This window comes from Aeromonas sp. Prich7-2, assembly GCF_017939255.1.
Lineage (GTDB): Bacteria > Pseudomonadota > Gammaproteobacteria > Enterobacterales > Aeromonadaceae > Aeromonas > Aeromonas caviae.
This window is the reverse complement of record NZ_JAGKRI010000062.1, coordinates 1-21479: the sequence shown is the minus strand read 5'-3', so window position 1 is coordinate 21479 and position 21479 is coordinate 1. Positions and strand designations below refer to the sequence as shown.

Here is a 21479-nt window from a genome sequence, read left to right as displayed (position 1 = left end):
GACAGGAGGGCCACGCCATGCAGCAACTTCAACTGACCATCGACCAGGACAGCCAGCTTCTCAACGAGCTGGTCAGCGCCGTGCGCTCCCCCACCCTTTCCCGATCGGCCAAGCTCGCCGAGATCGGCCGCATCCTGGCGCACTTCGACCTGCCCATCGAAGCGCCCCGGGTTGCCGGCCAGCTCTGGAGCGCCACCGAACTGGGCAAGGAGCTGGGGGTCAGCGCCCAGGCCATTGGCCGGCTGGCCAACCAGCACCAACTCAAACGCCCGGCGTTCGGGGAGTACCGCCTTGACCAGGCGGTCAGCAGCAGGAAGCAGGTGGAATGCTTCCTCTACAACCGAGCGGGCCGGGATGAAATCACCAGACTGACGAGGACCAACAACCATGGGAACAGCAGCAGACCCGGCGCAAAGCCACATTCAGGGCCAGCTCATCATAATGAGAATGCCTGACGCCATCCCGCTCAGCACCTACCTGAGCACCATCGAGCTCACCGATAGGGACACCATCAACAAGCGGATCCAACGCGGTATATGGCAGTTGGGGGTTCACATCGTCAACGTGGATGGGGTGAAGGAACGTTGGGTCAACATCGCGGAGGTAACCAAGTGGGCAATGAAAAACAGCTCCCACGCGGCGTAACGGTCCGCGGGGATACGATCAATATCACCTTCACGTTCAAGGGGGTTCGCTGTCGTGAGCCCCTGTCCAACTTGCCGAACACCACCGCCAACGTGCGCTATGCCTCCCGCCTGCTCGGGGAGATCCAGGGCAAGATAGAGCGGGGCCAATTCGCCTACGCCGACTACTTCCCGAAATCCAAGAAGCTGCGGATGTTCGGCGGCGCCTCGATCGCCGCCAAGGTGGCAGACTACCTGGACGAGTACCTGCAGCGATGTGAGCGCCGGGGGCTGAGCCCATCAACAATGGTTGGGTACCGCAAGTGCCACACAGCGCTGGCCGATCTGCACGGGATCACCGTCTCCGAGCTGACACCCGCCCAGGTGAAAAACTGGCTGATCAGGGGAGGCACTACCGCGAAGACGGCCCGCAACCGGCTGTCGTTCCTGCGCAGCGCCATCGACGAGGCGGTCACGGATGGGTTACTGGCATCAAACCCGGTTTCTCTGGTGACCGTTTCCCGATATTTGGACGGGAATTCAGTTCCCGATCAGGGAGCCAAGGACGTGGACCCCTTCACCCCGGAGGAAGTGGCCGCCATCCTCTCCACAGCCCACGGCATCAATGAGCAGTGGGCCAACCTGTTCTCCTTCGCGTTCGCGACCGGGATGCGGCCGTCAGAGCTGTGCGCCCTGCGCTGGGAGGCCATCGACTGGATCGGTAACACCGTGCAGGTATCTCGCGCCAAAGTGGTTGGAGTCATCAAGACCACCAAGACCCGGGCCGGGACTCGCACCATCGAGCTGACCGGCGAGGCGCTGGCGGCACTGACCAGCCAGAAGCGCTTCACCTTCATGCGGGGGGAGTATGTCTTTGACGACCCCAAACTCAACCAGCCCTGGGCCGGGGCCGACGCCATCAGGAAGAAAGCCTGGCTCTACACCCTCAAGCGGTCAGGCGTTCGCTACCGCCACCTCTATCAGACCCGCCACACCTTCGCCACTGCCAACATCAGCCGCGGCTGCAACCTGTTTTGGCTCTCCACCCAGATGGGGCACAAGGGGCCGGAAATGCTGTTTCGGCACTATGGATCCTACCTTGCCGAGTACGACGGCCAGACAGCAAAAGCGCCAATCCTGATCCAAAATCCAACCGGAAAATAAAAAAGCCTTATAGTTCAATTGGTAAAGCTGCACAGTCCGGGGGTTCAAATCCCCCCAGCTCCACCAAATAATGTTCCGAGTAGGAACGAGAAAGACCAGAAACCCGCATAGCATAAGGCTTTGCGGGTTTTTTGTTGTCCGAGATAGTCCAAGGAAGTCGCCTAGAGCCAGCTCAAAGAGTAACATGTGCGGTAACAAGGTTCTGGTAACACCGTTTTGGGTGTTACTGCTGGAGGGGGTAACACCATGAGCAAGGACAAGCTGACCGACTCAAAGTTGAGGACAGCCAAGCCCGAGGGGAAGGAATACAACTTGGGGGATGGTGATGGCCTCTACCTGAGGGTTAAAACGAACGGGGGCAAGCTGTGGCTGTTCAACTACTACCGCCCTGGTGACAAGAGGCGGGCCAACCTCAGTTTCGGCCCCTACCCTGACGTTACCCTCTCCGCCGCCCGAGAACGACGGCGACAAGCCCGCGCCCTGCTGGCCGAAGGTATTGATCCCCAACTCCACCAGCAAGAACAGGTCGCCATTGCCCAAGCCAAGCAAGAGGCCAGCGCCAACACCTTTGAGCGCATGGCCGCCAAGTGGCTGGAGCTGAAACGGCACGACGTGAGCGAAGCCTATGCCGCCGATTCGTGGCGCTCCCTTGAGCTGTATGTGCTGCCTTTCATCGGCTCCATGCCCATCGACCAGATACGCGCCCCCCTGGTGATCGAACTACTGCGCCCTATTGAGGCTGATGGCAAGCTGGAGACAGTGCGCCGCCTCTGTCAGCGTATCAATGAGATCCTCGACTACACGGTTAACCATGGCCTGCTCGATGCCAACCCCTGTTCCGCGATCCGCAAAGTGTTCAAGAAGCCCACCAAGAAACACATGCCCACCCTCAAGCCGGACGAACTGCCTGCGCTGATGGCCGACATTGCCAACGGTCGCCTGGAACATACCACCCGCTGTCAGATTGAATGGAGCCTTCACACGCTGGTGCGCCCCGGTGAATCGGCGGGTACCCGTTGGGACGAGATAGACCTTGAAGCCAAGGTGTGGAACATCCCTGATGATCGCATGAAGATGGATCGCCCCCACCGAGTGCCCCTGACACCACAAGCAATATCTCTGCTGGAACGGATGAGACCTATCAGCGGTCATCGCCCCTTTGTGTTCCCCGGCTACCGCGACCCACTCGGCCATATCAATGATCAAAGCGCCAACGCAGCCCTGAAACGGCTGGGCTACGGCGGACGGCTGGTGGCTCATGGCTTGCGCTCGCTGGGGAGTACCATTCTAAACGAACAAAATTTCAACCCGGACGCCATCGAGGCTGCCCTATCCCACGCCGACGACAACGAGATCCGCCGCGCCTATAACCGTTCCGACTACTTCGAGCAGCGGGTGATCATGATGTGCTGGTGGAGCAACCACATAGAGCAGGCCAGCCAAGGGAATCTCTCTCTGGCGAGCGGCCAACGAGCATTGAAGGTGGTGGGCGACTGACGGCCACCAGCCCCACAAACTGCCGGGCCTAGATCGGCCAATCGAAAAGCGGGGAACCTTGCCCGCCTGACCCGGCAATCTTTTCAAGGTGCGTGAAAGGTAACGCGACAATGAGCAAAGACACCCCATTATTACCGCTGGAGTATTGCCGGATTGATCGAGCCGCCCGCCTATTGGGCTGTGAGGAAGTGGATATTCTTCATTGGGGGGCAACAGCAAAAATATCGCTGAGGATACATGCGGATCATGTGCCACTTGGAACGCCACCAGACAATGAAGAGGTGACATCAAAAAAAGTCGTCATGTATACGGGTGAAAAGCGCTTAGAGGTAGCTAGCGTATTCCGAGGGGGAGGTGTATTTAAGATCAGCAAATACGCATCGGCCTCTTTTGACTCGCTTAGATGTGAGGGGGCTAGCGAGGAATTATTCAGCTTAGGCCGTGCGATTCTCACAGGTCTTTGGCGCGTTCCGCATCAAACTATCGAGAAGATATACCACGGTACTAGCGGGTATATTTTCCCTGTGTACGAGCATTATTGTCGAAGAGGGAGTTGCCAGCCCGAGGGCGTCCGCACTTTCACAGGCTTAGGGTATGGGTGCGAGCAACAGGATTTTGCCAGGGCCAGAAATAACCTAATCGTCATGTCTGACGATCTTGCCTTGCTATACAAGCACATCGCCAGCGGACAGCCTATCCCTGACAAGAAGGGGCAAGCTAGCGCGGATATTGAGGTTGTGGCTAGTGCCGAAGAAATCAAACCTAGAGTGACAGCAAACCAAAGCAAGGCCATCGTTGAGCTGTTGATGGCTCATGGGTTTACGGATAAAGATTTCCAGGGAAGCATTGAAGCTCTCAAACAAAAAATAGCCTGCAAGAAACTTAGTGGAACACTGGCCGACGTAGATAAAAACACCCTGGCAGCCTGGTTAAGGAAAGCTGGTGTCCGACAGTGAGTTTTCAATAGCTCACGTGAATTTTAGATAACTCACCCACTCGAAAACTCCGCCGTGTTTCCATTGCCCCGTCAACAACAACGACCGAGGCAAACCAATATGGAACAACACTATTCCCTTAACTGCCCCACAACGCGCTTTATCCGAGTGCGGGAGGTGATCAAGAAAACCGGCCTGAGCAAATCGAGCGTCTATGACTTGATGGCGCAAGGCCTTTTCCCGCAAACCGTGCGCCTAACTGGGCGCTCAGTGGCATTTATCGAGGCTGAGATTGACGCCTGGATGGCAGCCCGCATCGCTGCTCGCAAAGCGGCATAAGGGGGCAACATGAGCAAAAAAGAAAAGGCCGCACCGCAGAACGGCACGACCAAGCTTGAGCCCGGCCAGCATATCACCAAGCATGAACTGGTCGCCACTCACCTGCTGGAGCAGGGATCCCAGGGGGTCAGCGCCTTGTCTGGCCTAGCGGGTCTCCGTGATCTCAACCTGCGAAACAGCGTCAGCCTGCTGCGCCGAAATCACGGGATAGCCATCACAGATGCGTTCTTTGAGCACCAGCATAGCGGCGGCGGGACGACTCGCTTTAAGCGCTATTGGCTGGCCGACCGCGAGCAAGCCCATAAGCTGGTGGCTCTGATCAACCACTGGCGACGCCAGCGACAGGCTGCCCCACTGGCAGATGACTACGCCGCCATTATGTGCGCTCGCACACCAGAAGCTTCCCCCCTCCCTCCCGCCGCTTAACCCCGAGGTATGCCATGAAAGAACAATATGGGCTCACTGCCCAGGGCGAAGCCTTGCCCAAAATCAGCCAACCGGCCCAGCCATCCCTTGCCAAGTGGTTGCCGCTGACCTCGCAGCATATCGAGGGAAAGGCAGTTCAAACCGTCAACGCCCGCGAGCTTCACTCCTTCCTCAAGGTGGGCCGTGACTTCTCCACCTGGATACAGGATCGCATTGCTGAGTACGGGTTTGTGGAGGGGGTGGATTACGTTTTGATTCACCAAATCCGGGGAACCAAACGAGGGCGCGGAGGTGACCGCCGAAGCAAGGAATACGCTATCCGCCTCGACATGAGCAAAGAGTTGTCGATGGTGGAGCGCAACGACGAGGGCCGCCGCGCCCGCCGGTACTTCATCGACTGTGAGGCACTGCTGATCGCGGTCGCCCCCGAGCTGAACCAAGCGGCGCTAGATCGCTGGCACGGTGAACGGGAGGCGAGCAAGGATTACTGCAAGCTGATGAATGATGCCCTGGAGCGCCACCGCGCAACCCTTGGCAAGGCCACGCTAGGCCACCACTACAGCAACGAGGCTGACTTGCTCAACCGGCTGGTACTGGGGATGGCGGCGGCCAAGTGGGCAACCCTACACGGGGTCAGCGGGCCTATCCGCCAGCACATGAGCGCTTATCAACTGGCGCTGGTGGCCTACCTGGAGCGCAGCAATGCCACCTTGCTCGATGCCGGGATGGACTTTGCCGAGCGCAAAGCGCGGTTGGCCGCGATGCTGGCCGCCAAGATGAAGCGGGAGGGGCTGGTATGATGGATTCGATCCACCGCACAGCGTCAGCATTCCGACGACTACCAATTTTTGCAATTGGCTTGTACGAGGACGCCCGAGGCGGTACGATTCGTGCCGTCGCCACCTTAGACAAGTGGCGGCATGGCTGGCGGATTAGACACCCGCAAGCTGCGACCACACAGAGACAATCAGCCCTCATTTCCCGAGACTTCGGCCACCGCGCCGGGGATCTATCCAGTTTCGGGGCATGGGTCGGGAGCCAAAGAAAACGCCCCGGCTGCGCCTTATCTGTGGGGCGCTGTCTTGCGGCTACCCGATCCGCCTCTGTCAAAATCACAGAGGCACTTCCCATGATCTACACCTTCCTGATCCAGCATTCCCGTACCTGCCGTTTGGCAGACCTGCGCCGTATCCGCATCGTTAGCGCCGTTGCTGACACCGAAGCACAAGCCCGCGCCGCCCTGGCAGGTTTGCCGTTGGTGTTTGTCAGCCGCCGTCCGTCTGGGGAGGTGGCAGCATGAACCAGACCCACTCCCCCCGCCTGGCTGAACTGCTGGCACAACTGGCAACGTTGCTGGAGCAAACAGACCTATGCCCCGTGGAGCGTGCGCAATACAGCGCTTTGCTTGATGCCCTGCGCATTGAGGCGGGGATCTGTCAGGAGGTGGCGGCATGACCTACTTCGCATGGGCTGCGCACGGCAGCGAGCCAGTCTTTGTTGGCCCAATCAACCCGCGAACCGGAAAGCGCTCACAGGCTGGCAGCCTGAGCGCCTTTGACTGGCGGCGTGATCGGGATCGCTTCATTGAGCAGACCAAGGGGGCAGCCGTTGCCGTGACCGCCAAGCAGGCCCGCGAACTGAAAGCCGGATTGGATGAACGGGCTTTCAATGAGCTGGTGGCTGTACTGACTGGGGGTGGCCTATGAGCGAACGACTGACAGATGCCCTTCGCCGCCGCATCTGGCGCGAGCTGTACCGAGTGCCGCTGCGGCTGCCAGTGCTACGGGTGTTGTTTCAACGACTGATGAAGGCCCAACGGCCACACCATCACAATGCAACAGGGGGTTGCAATGAGTGAAATCGACAAGCTGGTGTCGTCGATGGCGCGGGCATATCTGGCGGAGCGTGGCGATAGCTTCACGCATCTGGGGGTTCAACTGCCGCTGAATCAGGAGGTGCTGACCATGGCGATTCAGAACAACATCGTGGGCGCTCATCTGGAACACGCTGGCGGCAAACAGGGGCGAGAGGATGCCTTGCTGATGCTGCGTCACATGGTGGCCGGGGAGACGCTCACCCCGTTGGGTGCCTTGGTAATGGATCAGATGTTTTGCGCCCTCTGCGCCGATGTGCGGCAGATGCTGAATGAGGGCAAAGACTTCATGGATGGGCTGGCGCGAGAGCATAGGGAGTCACTGCAATGAGCAAGACAACAACGCAGAAAGGGGCCATCGAAATGACGGTGGCCGAGCTTGCCCAGCGTGTGGCAGATCGCTACCGCGCCGCTTTTGGGGAAACCTTCCGGGATCGCGGGGAGGTGTTGCGACTGAACACGCCAGCATTCCCCGCCGCTATCACCGTGTTTGTGTGTGGAGAGGACGACGACGCACACACGGCCACCCTCATGTTGCAGGCGATGCTAGCAAGGGATGGGGACGGCCTAAGCAACTTCGGGGTGAGGTTCATTGAGGCTCTGCTCTTTTGGCTGGCCGATCAGGTTTATCAGGCAAAGGCCGGGGCCACCAATCCGCCGCCCCAATCGGCGCAACTGCTACGGATGGAGGATTACCGAGCATGAAAGCAACAACACCGGGGGCAATGAGCCCCCGCCTTGTTAGTGATGTAGCAAGGGTCGCTTGTGGTCACTGGCCCGATCTGCTCGCTGCTGTCGGTATCGACATCCCACGCCGTGGCAAGCATGGCCCCTGTCCTGCCTGTGGTGGGCGTGACCGGTTCCGGCTCGATGACAGGGCGGGCCGTGGCACTTGGATTTGCAACCAGTGTGGTAGCGGGGATGGGCTGGATCTGGTGTGTCGGGTGACCGGCAAGCTGCCCAAGGAGGCCGCCGAACTGCTCGCCCCGCTGGTGGGGTTATCTGCCGGTGGGCTTGACCCTGCCGAGAGGGAGCGCATCCAGCGCCAGCAACAGGCCAAGACCGAGCAGGAGCGCCAGCGAGCCGAGCAACAGCGCCAGAAGGCCGCCAGACGCGCCGCTGACATCATGGCGGACACCGGGCAGGGGGAGAGCCCCTATCTTGAGCGTAAGGGCTTTGGTTCGCACCTGAGCGCAGTGAATCGAACCCTGATCCGCGAGGGGGGCGAGAACTTCCATGCCGGGTCGCTGGTGGTCGCGCTGACCGACGAGGGGGGCGAACTGGTGAACGTTCAACTTATCCGGGCTGATGGCACCAAGCGTTATCTTGCTGGTGGGCAGAAGGCAGAAGCCTATCACCGGATTGATGGCGGGGAGCTGGTGGCTATCTGCGAGGGGTACGCCACAGGCCTGAGCATTCACCAAGCCACTGGGGCGGGCCTCTATTGCGCGATGGATTGCGGCAACTTGGCGGCGGTGGCCCAGATTGCCCGCAGCCAGCACCCAAAGGCCCGGATCCTGCTGTGTGGCGACAATGACGAACACACCCAAGGCAACCCCGGCAAGACCAAGGCCGAGCAAGCAGCCGCTGCCATAGGCGGGCTGGTAGCTTTGCCACCGATTGCCGGTGACTGGAACGACTACCACCAAGCCCACGGGCTGACCGCAACCAAAGAGGCCATCATGAGCGCCAGCACTGCCCCCGTTATCGACCACCCGCCGAGTGAGATGGGTACTCGCTGCCTGAGTACCCATGGCGGAATTGCCCGAACACTGGGTGAAAACACCTGGAATCAAGGCGAAATCACCCAACAAGACCAAGACGCCAGCCAGGATGAAGGGGCTCCCTGGCAGGCCGAAGTGATCCCGCTCCAACCAGAACATGAGTCGCCAGCACCAATGATCGACAAAATGAGCGCCAGCCAACGGGCAACCCTGCTGATCGAGCGGCTGGGTGAGGTGGCTATCAATATGGAGGCGGAACGGGTCTACCACTACAGCGGAAGCCTGTGGGAGCCGCTGACAGATAATGAGCTGCGCCGCGAGATGGCGGCCATCTTCACCGAGCATAGCGCCCCGTTCAGTGATAAGGGTGTCGGCGCTGCCGTCTCAACCATGAAGCTAATGATCCCGGCGCTAGGGCAGCCTGCCGCCGACCTGATCGGCTTTGCCAATGGGGTCTATGACATGGCCGCCCGCCGATTCCGGCCCCACTCGCCATCCGATGGCCTGCTGAATCACAATGGAATCAACTATGCCCAGCCACTCCATGGTGAATGTATCGAGCACCACGCACCCAGCTTTACCAAGTGGCTTAACCACGCCGCAGAGGGAGATGCTGGCAAGATGGAGCGCATCAAGGCCGCCCTGTTTATGGTTCTGGCAAACCGCTATGACTGGCAGTTGTTCCTTGAAGTGACTGGCGAGGGTGGCAGCGGTAAGAGCGTGTTCGCCAATATCGCCGCGATGTTGGCAGGTGGGCCGCGCAATACAGGTTCCGGCAATATGGCCGCTTTGGATTACGCTAGGGGCCGCGCTCAGTTTGTGGATAAGCGGCTCATCCTGCTGCCAGACCAACCCAAGTACATAGGCGATGGCAGTGGCATCAAGGCGATCACTGGCGGGGACATGGTCGAGATTGACGGGAAGTACGAGAAACAGTTTGCCGCTGTGCTGCGTGCGGTAGTCCTGGCGACCAATAATGAGCCGATGGTGATCACCGAGCGTAATGGGGGAGTATCACGCCGAAGGGTGATTTTCACCTTTAACCAAGTGGTGACAGAGGCTGACAAAGATCCGCTACTGGGGGAGAAGATAGCCGCCGAGCTGCCAGTGGTGATCCGCCACTTGCTGACCCTCTTCGCCGACCCGGAGCGAGCCCGCATCCGATTGTTGGAGCAACGCTGCTCTGATGACGCCTTGGCCATCAAGCGGGCGACAGATCCGGTGATCGACCTGTGCGCCATGCTGACCTTCATGGACAAACCGGAGGGGCTATTCATGGGCGGCAACCCCAGTGTGAAACAGGAGCCCCGGCGTTACCTCTATCACCTATATCTGGCCTATCTTGACTACCACGGCTTGGGCCGCCCGCTGTCAGTCCAGAAATTCAGCCAGGCGGTAAAGAGCGCCACCAAAGAGTTCGGGCGGGAGTACATCACGCGCAAAGTGAAGGGGTATGCCCAAACCAATGCCGCACCGACTGATGCCGCTGAGGTGTTCATGCCTCAGGCTGCCCATGTTGATGAAGGATGATGCCAACCAGAATTAACTCCAGGAGACGCTCGGTGCGGCTCCTTTTTTTATCCCTTTTCCCAACACGTAGGACTTTTTGAAAAGTCTCTCTACCTTGTCTACCCAATGGCCTCAAAGCCTTGCTACATAAGGGATAGAGAGGGGTAGACAGTAATTATTTACTCTCTACCCACAGTCTACCTAGTCTACCTTTTTGAGTTGTTTCATCTTTGTTAGTGGTCTGATGAGTTGTCATCAATAAAGGGGGAGAGAGCAGGGTGATTAGGTAGGGAGTGGGTAGAGAATCAAAAGGCACTGCCTACCCGCTCAAAGCCTTGCTGTTACTGGGTTTCACTGTTTGGGTAGAGAGGTAGACAATAACCCACTAAAACTTTTCACCGGGGGGGGTACACCAGTGAAAGCGCCATAAATTGTTTCGTAAATGTAATGCCTTAACTAGCGCAACAGGGGGTTGCATGAGATTGACCAACGAACAACGCGAGCAGGTGATCACCCTACGCCGCAAACATTCACTTAGCGAGGTGGCTTTTCTGGCTGGCCTCTCTTTGGGGACGGTGAAAGCCATCATCAGCCGGTCGGGCCTCTTCACCGACAACCCGAGACACCGGGCCATGTTCACCCTGCCTCCACGGCCAAGCAGCAGGGAGACCTTGCCGACGGTTCCGGAGCTGCCACCCCAGAGGGTGGTGACCGGTGACAAGGAGATCGATGCCCTGCTCTGGCTACGCCAGGTGATTGTCAGCTAACCTCGCAGGCAATTCCTGAGTGCCATATCGTCCCAAGGCGTTTCAATTCGTATCCTTAATGAGTCCAAGATCAACCAAATCTGGCTGATTCTATGAGATGATATTGGCAATACTGTTGTATTCAGACATTGCCGAATGACCGACCCAATCCCCAGTTATGAACGCATGATGCCTATCGTGCTCGCAGCACTTCAAGATGATGCCTCGCACTCATTACGCCAGGTGTATGACGCTGTCTGCGCACATTACGCTTTTACACCTGAACAACTCAGCCAAACCCTGCCAAGCGGCCGTCAGACCACGGTGAGATCACGGGTTGGTTGGGCGAAGACATATTTGGTGAAAGCCGGGCTAATCGCCCAACCTAAGCGTGGCATCTGCTTGATCACTGCTCGCGGAAAGGCCGCATTGGCTTCTGGTCAACCAATCGATAATCGCTATCTTGCCCAGTTCGGCGAGTTTGTCGCATTCTCGCTGGCCTCCAGTGAAAGCAGTGCAACCCCACTTGCAGTTGCCCAACAGCCCTCAATTCCATCACAGCAAACCCCCCAAGAGCAGATTGAACAGGCGCTTGCCGCCCTCAACAACTCCCTGGCTGATGAATTGCTGGGTGAAATACTAGCCCTCTCCCCCCGTTTCTTTGAACAGCTGGTCGTGGACCTTATGGTAGCCATGGGTTACGGCGGTAGCGGGCAAGAGGCAGGACAGACCACCCGTTACAGCAGCGATGGCGGGATCGATGGCATCATCAAGGAAGACAAGCTAGGGCTCGACTCTATCTACTTGCAAGCCAAGCGCTACACCGACAAGACGGTGGGCCGCCCCGAGATCCAGGCCTTCGCTGGGGCACTCGATCTACACCGCGCTCGCAAGGGCGTTTTTATTACTACCTCCGGATTTAGCCGTGAGGCCCAGGAGTATGTGGGACTGATTGAGAAACGCATCGTGCTTATCGATGGCGCCCGTCTTACCGCATTGATGATTGAACACAATGTGGGTGTATCCACCCGCCAGGTCTTCGCCATCAAGGCGCTGGATTCCGATTATTTTTCTGAAGACTGAGAGAACGCATTTACATGGCCGCTAAACCTGCGAAAAAAATGCCCGCCAAGAAAGCCAGCAAAGGCTTTGAAGAGACCCTCTGGGATACCGCTAACCAGCTGCGTGGCAGCGTGGAATCTTCCGAATATAAGCACGTGGTGCTGAGCCTGGTGTTCCTGAAGTTCATTAGCGACAAGTTCGAGGCTAAGCGCCAGCAACTGATCGCGAGCGGCCAGGAAGCCTTTGCCGATATGGATGTCTTCTACCAGCAAGACAACGTCTTCTTCCTGCCGGAGGAGGCTCGTTGGTCCTATGTGAAAGCCCGCGCCAAGCAGGATGATGTCGCCGTCATCATCGACACGGCCCTTTCTACTATCGAGAAGAGCAACAAGGCACTGACCGGTGCGCTGCCGGATAACTACTTCTCCCGACTGCAGCTTGATACGACAAGGCTTGCTTCCCTGATCGACAGCATCGAGAACATCGACACCCTCGCCACCGAGTGCGACCTGACCGAAGAAGACCTGGTGGGCCGGGTCTACGAGTATTTTCTTGGCAGGTTTGCCGCCAGTGAAGGCAAGGGTGGCGGCGAATTCTATACCCCCAAGGCCGTGGTCACCCTGCTGGCCGAGATGCTCGAACCCTATCAGGGCAAGATCTATGACCCTTGCTGCGGCTCGGGCGGCATGTTTGTCCAGTCCCTCAAGTTTGTTGAAAGCCATCAGGGCAAGAGCAAGGATATCGCCATCTATGGGCAGGAGCTGACCAGCACCACCTACAAGCTGGCCAAGATGAACCTGGCGGTGCGTGGCCTCACCGGCAATCTAGGGGAACGCCCGGCCGATACCTTCTTTGCCGACCAGCACCCGGACCTCAAGGCCGACTACATCATGGCCAACCCGCCCTTCAATCTGAAGGAGTGGCGCAACGAGGCGGAGCTCACCAACGACCCGCGCTTTGCTGGCTTCCGTACCCCGCCCACGGGTAATGCCAACTACGCCTGGATCCTCCATATGCTCTCCAAGCTCTCGGAGGATGGCATCGCGGGCTTTGTGTTGGCCAACGGCTCCATGAGCTCCAACAGCAGCGGCGAAGGGGAGATCCGCCAGAAGCTGATAGAAGATGACCGCATCGAATGCATGATCGCCTTGCCAGGGCAGTTATTCTTCACCACCCAGATCCCGGTCTGCCTGTGGTTTATCAGCAAGAGCAAGCAAGCAAGCCTCAAGCACGGCTATCGAGATCGCCGTGGCGAGACCCTGTTTATCGATGCCCGCAACCTGGGCACCATGATCAGCCGCACCCAGAAAGAGCTGACCTCGGCCGATATCGCCACCATCAGCGACACCTTCCACGCCTGGCGCAGCGACGAGGGTGAGCTCAAACGCCGCATTGAGGCGAAGGAGATCGGTATCGAGCAGTATCAAGACCTAGCTGGCTTCTGCAAGGTGGCGACTCTCGAAGAGATGAAGGCCAACGACTATGTGCTGACCCCGGGCCGCTATGTGGGCGCCGCCGATATTGAAGATGATGGCATCCCCTTTGAAACCAAGATGCAGGAGCTCACTCAGACTCTCTATCGTCAGCTGGATGAAGCCACCAAGCTGGATCTAGCGATCCGTGCCAATATGGAGGCGCTGGGTTATGGGTCTTGAATTGATTACTTATAGCATTAGCGATATTGGGAAAGTAATAACAGGTAAAACTCCACCTGCTAGTGTTAAAAGCGCTTATTCAGCACTTGATGGTGTTCCGTTTGTAACACCTAAAGATATGGATGGCAGACGGTGGATAGAAAATACTGAGCGTTATCTTACATCTGATGGTGTGGCTGCAGTAAAACGAAATCTAGTCCCAGCCATGAGCGTTGCTGTATCTTGCATCGGCTCAGATATGGGGAAGGCAATATTATTAAAAAAAGAGTCCGTTACCAATCAACAAATAAACAGCATTATCATAGATGTTAAAAGGTTTAACCCCAAATACATATACTATGTGTTATCAACAAAACAACAGTATTTAAAGGATGTTGCGGGAGGAAGTGCAACGCCAATCCTCAATAAAACTGATTTTGGAAAAATCACTTTTCAAGCACCTTCAAAATACTATCAAGACCTAATTGTAGAATATTTAGATTGTTTAGATTCAAAACGCGAGCTCAACCGCCAAGTCAATCAAACCCTGGAGCAGATGGCGCAGGCGCTATTTAAGTCGTGGTTTGTGGACTTCGATCCCGTGGTCGATAACGCACTGGATGCGGGCTTCTTCGATCAGGGGCTGGAACTTCCCGACGAGCTGCTGTACCGTGCCGAGGCCCGCGATACGGTGCGTAAACACAATGATTTCAAGCCCCTGCCAGAGGAGATCCGCCAACTCTTTCCTGCCGCCTTTGAAGAGTGTTCCGAGCCTTCCCTCGGCCTCGGCGGCTGGGTGCCGCAGGGGTGGGTAGTATCGACTACGGGCGATGAATTTACAGTTCAAGGCGGCTCTACCCCGAGCACTACAAATCCTGAATTCTGGGAAGGGGGGCATATTCATTGGACCTCTCCTAAAGATCTATCTGGTAGCACTGAGAAGGTAATGCTCGATACTGAGCGAAAAATCACTGATGCTGGGCTGAATAAAATAACCTCTGGATTATTACCCACGGAGACGGTTTTGATGTCTTCACGTGCTCCCATTGGTTATCTTGCCCTGACAAAAATCCCTGTTGCTATTAATCAGGGCTATATCGCCATTCCTGTAACCAAAAGACTATCTCAGGAGTATGTCCTTTATTGGTTGAACTCATCCATAGATGAAATTAAAGGGATTGCTGGTGGGACTACTTTTGCTGAAATCAGCAAAAAGACGTTTAAGAGCATCTCGCTTGTCATCCCAAATGCAAAGGTCGTCGACGCATTCACGGTTACCACTAAAAGCTATCTTAATAAAATGGCACTAAACGCTGCAGAACGATCAGCATTAGAGAAGCTCCGGGACACCCTGCTGCCGAAACTGATTTCCGGCGAGCTGCGCCTTGACGATATTGAAGCCGATATTGCCGAAGAGGGCGCTGCATAAGTCATCTGATCGCCGCCCGCTCACTGCTGGGCGGCAGTCTGGCTGCACCGACCGACCACCACAACCAGAACAAGAAGCCACCGCCATGAGCCATATTTTCACCGAAGCAAAACTGGAACAGGCCATTATCTCTCTGCTGGGGCAGCATCTTACCCCGGCTGGTCAACCCTGCTACCCGCACTATGTCGGCAGCGATGTGCCATGCAAGAACAAGAGCGAGGTGCTGATCGCCGATGACCTGCGCCAGTACCTTGCTCACCAGTACCAGGCCGAGGGGATCACCGAGGGGGAAATTGCGACCATTCTGCACCAGTTGCAGACCCTGCCCGCCAGTGACCTGTACCAGAGCAATAAAACCTTCTGCCACTGGCTCAGCAATGGCTTCTTGCTCAAGCGCGAGGACCGCAATCAGAAAGACCTCTATATCGAGCTGATGGATACCCGCACCTTGCCAAGCCAGTTGGCCAGGTTGTTTGCGGGGGAAGAAGTTGAGGCCGAGGCGGATAACAATATCTACCGGTTGGTCAACCAGCTGGAGATAGAAGGCCAGACTCGCGATGGTGGGCTGCAGTTGCGCATTCCCGATGGCATCTTGTACGTCAACGGCTTGCCGCTGGTGGTGTTCGAGTTCAAGTCAGCGGTGCGGGAAGAGGAGGCCACAATCCATGATGCCTGGCGCCAGCTCTGTGTGCGCTATCGACGGGACATCCCCAAGCTGTTTGTCTATAACGCCCTCTGTATCCTCAGCGATGGGGTGAACAACAAGCTGGGCAACCTGTTTGCCCCCTACGAGTTCTATTACGCTTGGCGCAAGGTGACGGGTAACGAGTCCACCGAACAAGATGGCATCAATGGCCTTTACACCCTGATCCAGGGGCTGTTCCACCCGGTCCGCCTGCTGGATGTGCTAAAGAACTTTGTCTTCTTCCCCGACACCAGCAAGCATGAAGTGAAAGTCTGCTGCCGTTACCCGCAGTATTACGCTGCCCGCAAGCTCTACTACAACATCAAGAAAGAGCGTAAGCAGATAACAGCCAGCGGTGAGAATATCGGTGGTAGCGGTAAAGGGGGTACCTACTTTGGCGCCACTGGCTGCGGCAAGAGCTACACCATGCAGTTCCTTGCTCGCCTGCTGATGAAGAGCGTCGATTTCGCCAGCCCGACCATCATCCTCATTACCGACCGTACCGATCTCGATGAGCAGCTCGCCAAGCAGTTCTGCAATGCAACAGCTTTTATCGGCGACGCGGTGATTGAGCCGGTCACCAGTCGCCAGGACCTGCGGGACAAGCTGGCCGGTCGTGCCAGTGGTGGGGTCTTCCTCACCACCATTCACAAGTTCACCGAAGATATCCAGCTACTGTCCGATCGTAACAACATCATCTGTATCTCCGATGAGGCGCACCGCAGCCAAATCAACCTCGACTTGAAGCTCAGCATCGATGCCGAAAGTGGCACGGTGAAGAAGACCTACGGCTTTGCCAAATACCTGCATGACTCACTGCCCAACGCCACCTATGTGGGCTTTACCGGTACTCCCATCGACGCCACCCTGGACGTGTTCGGCCAGACCATCGACAGCTACACCATGACCGAGTCGGTTAACGACGAGATCACGGTGCGGATTGTTTATGAGGGGCGTGCGGCCAAGGTGATACTCGATAACAGCAAACTCGAGGCGATCGAGCAGTATTACCAGGAGTGTGAAGCGCAGGGGGCCAGCGAGTATCAGATCGAGGAGAGCAAGAAGGCCACGGCCAACATGAACTCCATCCTGGGTGACCCGGATCGTATTGCCGCGCTGGCCAAGGATTTTGCCCAGCATTATGACAAGCGGGTTGCGGAAGGCTCGACAGTCAAAGGCAAGGCGATGTTTGTCTGTGCCAGCCGCGAGATCGCCTACGACTTCTACCAGAGTCTCAAGCTGCAGCGGCCCGAGTGGTTTGAGGCAAAGCAAGCTAGCGATGGCATCTCGCTGACCGAGCAAGAACTCAAGGAGCTGTGGAGCCTTCCCATGGTCAATATGGTGATGACTCGCGGCCAAGATGATGAGCAAGCCATGTATGACCTGCTCGGTACCAAGGAGTACCGCCGGGAGCTGGACAAGCAGTTCAAAAACCCCAAATCCAACTTCAAGATCGCCATCGTGGTGGACATGTGGCTCACCGGCTTTGATGTGCCCGAGCTCGATACCATCTACATCGACAAGCCGCTGCAAAAGCACAACCTGATCCAGACCATCTCCCGGGTTAACCGGCGCTTTGAAGGTAAGGAGAAGGGGCTGGTGGTCGATTACATCGGCATCAAAAGCCGGATGAATATGGCGCTGGCCATGTACTCGAAAGCGGACAAGTCCAACTTTGAAGATGTTCAGCAGTCGCTGATTGAGGTGCGCAATCACCTGCATCTGCTTGGCCAGGTGTTCCACACCTTCGACAGCCGTGATTACTTCTCAGGGACCCCTACCCTGCAGCTCGAATGCCTCAACCGCGCCGCCGAGTTTGCCCTGCAAACCAAGAAGGTTGAGCTTCGCTTTATGGGGCTGGTGAAGCGCCTCAAGGCCGCCTATGACGTTTGCGTAGGTAGTGAGGAGATAACCCAGGAGGAGCGCGAGCAGATCCACTTCTATCTGGCTGTGCGCTCCATCGTCTACAAGCTCACCAAGGGCGATGCGCCGGACACCGCGCAGATGAACCAGAAGGTGCGCGAGATGATAGCCGAGGCGCTCAGGGCTGACGGGGTGGAGGAGATCTTTACCCTGGGTGAGGACAAAGCCGAAACCATCGACATCTTCGATGACGAGTACATGGAACGCATCAACAAGATCAAACTACCCAACACCCGGATGCAACTGCTACAGAAGATGCTGGCCAAGGCCATCAGTGACTTTAAGAAGGTGAACCAGCTGCAGGGGATCGATTTCTCCAAGCGCTTCCAAGCACTGGTGGAACAGTACAACCAGCGTAAAGAGAACGATGTGCTCAACGGTGAGGAGTTCGATACCTTCACTCAGCAGATGGCTGACATGATCTACGACATCAAGACCGAGATGATGTCATTCACTGAGCTGGGCATCGACATGGAGGAAAAGGCGTTTCTCGATATCCTGGATCACATGTGCGTGAAATACGACTTCACCTACGACGAGGAGAAGATGCTCGAGCTGGCCAAGGAGATGAAGGTGATTGTCGATGACAGCGCCCAGTACCCCGACTGGAGCAACCGAGACGACATCAAGGCCAAGCTGAAAGTGGACCTTATCCTGCTGCTACACCGCTACGGCTTCCCCCCGGTGGCCAACGATGAGGTCTACAAGAACGTGCTGGAGCAGGCGGAGAACTTCAAGAAATACCAGAGCTGAGTGGCTGCATTGGCACAAGTGCCAGAGGGTGATGGTGTCACTCTCCTTGTGCCTATAAATGGACATGCTCTGCTGGATAAAGGGCTCACACCCTCAGAACTGCGCACTACAAACTGCGCAAATTGCGCATTTCTCTGCGCACAAGCCGTTGCGCAAAATCGAAATACAATGGTGGTCCAATACTGGAAGAGCTAGGTTTGGTAAGGGCTGGAGGCGTTGGTGGAGGCTTAGAGAGTGCGCAATTGCGCAGCCCAGTGAAAAACGAAATACATCGGCGCGAAGAGCAACACCGTGAGTATGAATCGTGGGACCTGGGTCATAGGGATTTGAACCCGCATCCCTAGAAGTTCGTCGCGAGCGCACGAAGTAGCCGGCAACCTGGCTGGCTTTTCCGCGGGGTAGACCGGTACGCCACAATGGCAAAAATGTGGGGTGACTTAATCACCAGTAACACCAATGGCAACACCGCCGTCAAAGAAGACACAGCCAAACCATTTAAAATCAACAACATAAGCAATTGATTCAGACTCCCCCAGCTCCACCAAATCATGTTCCGGCCGGGAACGAAGAAGTACAGAAACCCGCATTGCCAAAGGCTTTGCGGGTTTTTTGTTGTCTTACGCTGTCCAATGGGATGCGTTGCCATCCAGCCCTTTTAGGCATATCGTTAGGTATATGGTTCTGTATACCTTCAGGAGCGTATGCCTATGCCTCGTATCACCCGCCCCTTGTCCCCAACCGAGATCAAAGCAGCCAAGCCCAAGGAGAAGGAATACACCCTCTGCGACGGGGCGGGCCTGGAGCTCGTCATCAAGCCCAATGGTTCTAAATTGTGGCGCCTGCGTTACTACCGCCCTCTCACTAAGCAGCGAAATATGATCAGCTTCGGCTCATACCCTACGATGTCATTGGCTGACGCAAGAGAGAAGCGCTCCGAAGCCAAAACGTTGCTGCAACAAAACATCGATCCCCAACACCATCGTGACGAGCAGGTATCCGCTGCGTTATCGCTGAGCGAGCATACTTTTGAGGCTGTAGCCAAGCGCTGGTTTGATGTCAAATGCCCTTCCGTTACCCCAGCATATGCCGAGGATCTCTGGCGTTCGCTCGAAATGTATCTGTTCCCCGAGATTGGCACTGTGCCTGTCATGGATATAAAGGCTCAGAGGGCCATCAAGATCATCGAGCCCATCGCCGCTGCTGGAAAACTCGAAACCGTGCGTCGCCTCACCCAGCGGGTGAACGAAATCATGACCTTCGCCGTCAACTCTGGTCTGATCGATGCCAACCCTTGCTCGGGGATCAGCAAGGTATTTCAGCGTCCAGCCAAACAGCACATGCCCAGCATTAACCCCAACCAGTTGCCGGAACTGATGAACAGGCTATCGAAAGCCAGTATCAATTTGCAGACCCGCTGCCTTATCGAATGGAGCCTGCATACCTTGGCTCGCCCCAGCGAAGCAGCCGGAGCCCGGTGGGCAGAGATCGATATGGAAAAGAAACTCTGGCGGATCCCACCAGAGAGAATGAAGAAGCGCAGAGGTCATGATGTGCCATTAACACCACAGACCCTTGCCTATCTGGAACTCATGCGACCGATCAGCGGCCATCGTGAATTTATCTTCCCTGGTATCCGTAATCCTAAAACGCACACCAACGAGCAAACAGCCAATGCGGCCTTAAAACGAATGGGATATGAAGGGACCTTGGTCGCTCATGGCCTGCGAGCCTTGGGCAGCACAACCCTTAACGAGAGAGGATTTGATCGAGACGTTATCGAGTCCGCCTTGTCACATTCTGACAAGGACGAGGTGCGTAGCGCCTATAACCGCACGGATTATCTGGAACGTCGCAGAGAAATGATGGTCTGGTGGTCAGAGCATATAGATGCCGCATCCAAGATCGGCTCAGCGCTGACATGGATACCACCAACAATGGCTGGTTAAGTTATTTACTGGCCCCAAACTGATTATCAATAAAGCAGAAGATGCTAGGACTCTCATGGCGCCCGCAAAAACAAGTATCAGATGATCCTGTTGGATGTGATCACTACTCGTTGAGGTTTGCCTGATACAACATTAGATACAGGGGAGAGCCTTGGCTCTCTCCTGCGACAAGAACCTATAAAGATCCCGCCTCCTGCCTTTTAATGTGACGACCGCAGAAATACTCCGCCTGTGTAGCGTTATCACCGTAAAGCCGGTGCCCACTCATTAGCCATTCGAACACGGTTAGCGCAGTCTCCTCTTGGTCTATACAGTGGTATGCCACACGCCCCAAGCCTGGTTCCATTGGAAGTCGTTCTACTTCTTTGCAGAAACGAAAGCGCCGCAAGATGCACTCACGCCAGTATTCTGCCACTCGATAGGCAAACCACTCAGGCCTTGTCGCTTGTTTACAGTCACTGAATAAGAAGACCATCCGCACCAAAGTCATGTCGTGAGAGCGACTCACACGGCAGACAGCACACTCTAAGTCTTTAAATAAACCGCGAGTGTCAGCATCGCACACCAGCCAAGTGGACATCCATTCTGTCGCAGTGCAAACATCATTAAAATGCCGAGCACCGAAATAGATTTCCAAGCTAAACGCATAACGCGTCGATACTGGGTCAGTTGCTTCCCACCACAATAGCCGCAGAATATCCTTCGTCAGGACAGGCTTTAGATCATAATGCGCTAAACCGCCGCATACAGTAGGCATATGCATATACTGCTCAAACTCTGGCTGTACCTTTTCTCCTACTACTTCACTCTTGTTCATTTCCGTCATCTTACTCTCCTGATTTTCCAAAAAGTTGACTACTACCAAAATTACGCTGACCGGGAACCTTTGTTCGGGTCTTCGCTAAATAAGCAGCTCGCAATAAAAACTCGCGAAACACAGGGGAATGTACCGTCGCAGCACGGCGGTCAAATACGTATGCTGGGTTCTTCGGAAAATGCACTAAAGACGCATAGTCCGGGTAGGTAAGCCCAAGGGCACGACACCAAGCACGCTGTATCCTAAGGGCAGGGCGAGATCGTGAACATTTTGTTAAAAATTAAAAATAGTTTTTTGCCTACAAAACAAATACTTATAGGCCTGTGATATGCAGTTAACTTTATAGTCAGGATCGCCTTCACACTTTTTAATCGTCACTGCACGTCATTTCAGC

21 protein-coding genes are annotated in these 21479 nt (G+C 56.0%); 20 read left to right on the top strand and 1 reads right to left on the bottom strand.

The features are described from left to right. The first annotated feature begins 17 nt into the window (after positions 1–17). The 20 genes from J9892_RS12140 to J9892_RS12045 all read left to right on the top strand — a co-directional run bounded on the left by J9892_RS12140 (position 18) and on the right by J9892_RS12045 (position 20268). The gene (locus tag J9892_RS12140; protein ID WP_111873678.1) at positions 18–455 is read left to right on the top strand and encodes a hypothetical protein; all 438 of its coding nucleotides are present in this window, start codon (positions 18–20) and stop codon (positions 453–455) included. Beyond that, positions 448–645, top strand: a complete 198-nt coding sequence (locus tag J9892_RS12135; protein WP_042642185.1) for a hypothetical protein — start codon at positions 448–450, stop codon at positions 643–645. The genes J9892_RS12140 and J9892_RS12135 overlap by 8 nt, the downstream gene beginning before the upstream one ends. Beyond that, a complete protein-coding gene (locus J9892_RS12130; protein WP_043163218.1) occupies positions 612–1787 on the top strand; it encodes a site-specific integrase in 1176 nt (391 codons plus the stop codon). Before J9892_RS12135 ends, J9892_RS12130 begins: the two co-directional genes overlap by 34 nt. A gap of 246 nt (positions 1788–2033) precedes the next feature. Further along, the gene (locus J9892_RS12125; protein ID WP_210538396.1) at positions 2034–3284 is read left to right on the top strand and encodes an integrase domain-containing protein; all 1251 of its coding nucleotides are present in this window, start codon (positions 2034–2036) and stop codon (positions 3282–3284) included. 110 nt (positions 3285–3394) lie between these two features. Continuing rightward, complete coding sequence (locus J9892_RS12120; RefSeq protein WP_210538443.1) at positions 3395–4240, top strand: hypothetical protein; 846 nt, start codon at positions 3395–3397, stop codon at positions 4238–4240. A 99-nt stretch (positions 4241–4339) separates the two neighbouring features. Next, complete coding sequence (locus J9892_RS12115; protein ID WP_210538395.1) at positions 4340–4558, top strand: AlpA family transcriptional regulator; 219 nt, start codon at positions 4340–4342, stop codon at positions 4556–4558. A gap of 9 nt (positions 4559–4567) precedes the next feature. After that, a complete protein-coding gene (locus tag J9892_RS12110) occupies positions 4568–4984 on the top strand; it encodes a hypothetical protein (protein ID WP_210538394.1) in 417 nt (138 codons plus the stop codon). A gap of 14 nt (positions 4985–4998) precedes the next feature. Beyond that, positions 4999–5784, top strand: coding sequence for an antA/AntB antirepressor family protein (locus J9892_RS12105; protein WP_210538393.1), 786 nt, complete (start codon positions 4999–5001; stop codon positions 5782–5784). Positions 5785–6113: 329 nt separating this feature from the next. Then, complete coding sequence (locus tag J9892_RS12100; protein WP_246876663.1) at positions 6114–6284, top strand: host cell division inhibitor Icd-like protein; 171 nt, start codon at positions 6114–6116, stop codon at positions 6282–6284. Beyond that, positions 6281–6439: a hypothetical protein gene (locus J9892_RS12095; RefSeq protein ID WP_210538392.1), complete on the top strand. Its 159-nt coding sequence runs from the start codon at positions 6281–6283 to the stop codon at positions 6437–6439. Before J9892_RS12100 ends, J9892_RS12095 begins: the two co-directional genes overlap by 4 nt. Beyond that, entirely contained in the window at positions 6436–6690 is a 255-nt protein-coding gene (locus J9892_RS12090) for a hypothetical protein (RefSeq protein ID WP_210538391.1), read from the top strand. The genes J9892_RS12095 and J9892_RS12090 overlap by 4 nt, the downstream gene beginning before the upstream one ends. A 144-nt stretch (positions 6691–6834) precedes the next feature. Beyond that, on the top strand, positions 6835–7188 hold the full coding sequence (locus J9892_RS12085) for a hypothetical protein (protein WP_210538390.1): 354 nt from the start codon (positions 6835–6837) through the stop codon (positions 7186–7188). Further along, positions 7185–7562: a hypothetical protein gene (locus tag J9892_RS12080; RefSeq protein WP_194495802.1), complete on the top strand. Its 378-nt coding sequence runs from the start codon at positions 7185–7187 to the stop codon at positions 7560–7562. Before J9892_RS12085 ends, J9892_RS12080 begins: the two co-directional genes overlap by 4 nt. 20 nt (positions 7563–7582) lie before the next feature. After that, positions 7583–10111 carry a primase-helicase zinc-binding domain-containing protein gene (locus J9892_RS12075; RefSeq protein WP_210538441.1) on the top strand — a complete coding sequence of 843 codons (2529 nt, stop codon included), beginning with the start codon at positions 7583–7585 and terminating at the stop codon, positions 10109–10111. 455 nt (positions 10112–10566) lie between these two features. Then, positions 10567–10857 carry a hypothetical protein gene (locus J9892_RS12070; RefSeq protein WP_246876662.1) on the top strand — a complete coding sequence of 97 codons (291 nt, stop codon included), beginning with the start codon at positions 10567–10569 and terminating at the stop codon, positions 10855–10857. 135 nt (positions 10858–10992) lie between these two features. Next, complete coding sequence (locus J9892_RS12065; RefSeq protein WP_210538389.1) at positions 10993–11919, top strand: restriction endonuclease; 927 nt, start codon at positions 10993–10995, stop codon at positions 11917–11919. Between the two features lie 38 nt (positions 11920–11957). Next, on the top strand, positions 11958–13553 hold the full coding sequence (locus J9892_RS12060) for a class I SAM-dependent DNA methyltransferase (protein WP_210538388.1): 1596 nt from the start codon (positions 11958–11960) through the stop codon (positions 13551–13553). Continuing rightward, positions 13543–14961: a restriction endonuclease subunit S gene (locus J9892_RS12055; protein ID WP_210538387.1), complete on the top strand. Its 1419-nt coding sequence runs from the start codon at positions 13543–13545 to the stop codon at positions 14959–14961. Before J9892_RS12060 ends, J9892_RS12055 begins: the two co-directional genes overlap by 11 nt. A gap of 85 nt (positions 14962–15046) precedes the next feature. Continuing rightward, positions 15047–18322: an HsdR family type I site-specific deoxyribonuclease gene (locus J9892_RS12050; protein WP_210538386.1), complete on the top strand. Its 3276-nt coding sequence runs from the start codon at positions 15047–15049 to the stop codon at positions 18320–18322. Positions 18323–19029: 707 nt separating this feature from the next. Next, entirely contained in the window at positions 19030–20268 is a 1239-nt protein-coding gene (locus J9892_RS12045; protein WP_210538385.1) for an integrase domain-containing protein, read from the top strand. Positions 20269–20443: 175 nt separating this feature from the next. Here the strand turns inward: J9892_RS12045 and J9892_RS12040 are convergent, their stop codons facing one another. Beyond that, a complete protein-coding gene (locus J9892_RS12040; protein ID WP_210538384.1) occupies positions 20444–21094 on the bottom strand; it encodes a hypothetical protein in 651 nt (216 codons plus the stop codon). Between the last annotated feature and the right edge of the window lie 385 nt (positions 21095–21479).

Coding starts and splice junctions, on each gene's coding strand:
- J9892_RS12135 (WP_042642185.1), top strand. CDS start 448: ATGCCTGACGCCATCCCGCTCAGCACCTACCTGAGCACCATCGAGCTC.
- J9892_RS12045 (WP_210538385.1), top strand. CDS start 19,030: ATGCCTCGTATCACCCGCCCCTTGTCCCCAACCGAGATCAAAGCAGCC.
- J9892_RS12120 (WP_210538443.1), top strand. CDS start 3,395: ATGAGCAAAGACACCCCATTATTACCGCTGGAGTATTGCCGGATTGAT.
- J9892_RS12065 (WP_210538389.1), top strand. CDS start 10,993: ATGACCGACCCAATCCCCAGTTATGAACGCATGATGCCTATCGTGCTC.
- J9892_RS12095 (WP_210538392.1), top strand. CDS start 6,281: ATGAACCAGACCCACTCCCCCCGCCTGGCTGAACTGCTGGCACAACTG.
- J9892_RS12115 (WP_210538395.1), top strand. CDS start 4,340: ATGGAACAACACTATTCCCTTAACTGCCCCACAACGCGCTTTATCCGA.
- J9892_RS12055 (WP_210538387.1), top strand. CDS start 13,543: ATGGGTCTTGAATTGATTACTTATAGCATTAGCGATATTGGGAAAGTA.
- J9892_RS12100 (WP_246876663.1), top strand. CDS start 6,114: ATGATCTACACCTTCCTGATCCAGCATTCCCGTACCTGCCGTTTGGCA.
- J9892_RS12090 (WP_210538391.1), top strand. CDS start 6,436: ATGACCTACTTCGCATGGGCTGCGCACGGCAGCGAGCCAGTCTTTGTT.
- J9892_RS12105 (WP_210538393.1), top strand. CDS start 4,999: ATGAAAGAACAATATGGGCTCACTGCCCAGGGCGAAGCCTTGCCCAAA.
- J9892_RS12050 (WP_210538386.1), top strand. CDS start 15,047: ATGAGCCATATTTTCACCGAAGCAAAACTGGAACAGGCCATTATCTCT.
- J9892_RS12070 (WP_246876662.1), top strand. CDS start 10,567: ATGAGATTGACCAACGAACAACGCGAGCAGGTGATCACCCTACGCCGC.
- J9892_RS12080 (WP_194495802.1), top strand. CDS start 7,185: ATGAGCAAGACAACAACGCAGAAAGGGGCCATCGAAATGACGGTGGCC.
- J9892_RS12040 (WP_210538384.1), bottom strand. CDS start 21,094: ATGACGGAAATGAACAAGAGTGAAGTAGTAGGAGAAAAGGTACAGCCA.
- J9892_RS12110 (WP_210538394.1), top strand. CDS start 4,568: ATGAGCAAAAAAGAAAAGGCCGCACCGCAGAACGGCACGACCAAGCTT.
- J9892_RS12075 (WP_210538441.1), top strand. CDS start 7,583: ATGAGCCCCCGCCTTGTTAGTGATGTAGCAAGGGTCGCTTGTGGTCAC.
- J9892_RS12085 (WP_210538390.1), top strand. CDS start 6,835: ATGAGTGAAATCGACAAGCTGGTGTCGTCGATGGCGCGGGCATATCTG.
- J9892_RS12140 (WP_111873678.1), top strand. CDS start 18: ATGCAGCAACTTCAACTGACCATCGACCAGGACAGCCAGCTTCTCAAC.
- J9892_RS12060 (WP_210538388.1), top strand. CDS start 11,958: ATGCCCGCCAAGAAAGCCAGCAAAGGCTTTGAAGAGACCCTCTGGGAT.
- J9892_RS12125 (WP_210538396.1), top strand. CDS start 2,034: ATGAGCAAGGACAAGCTGACCGACTCAAAGTTGAGGACAGCCAAGCCC.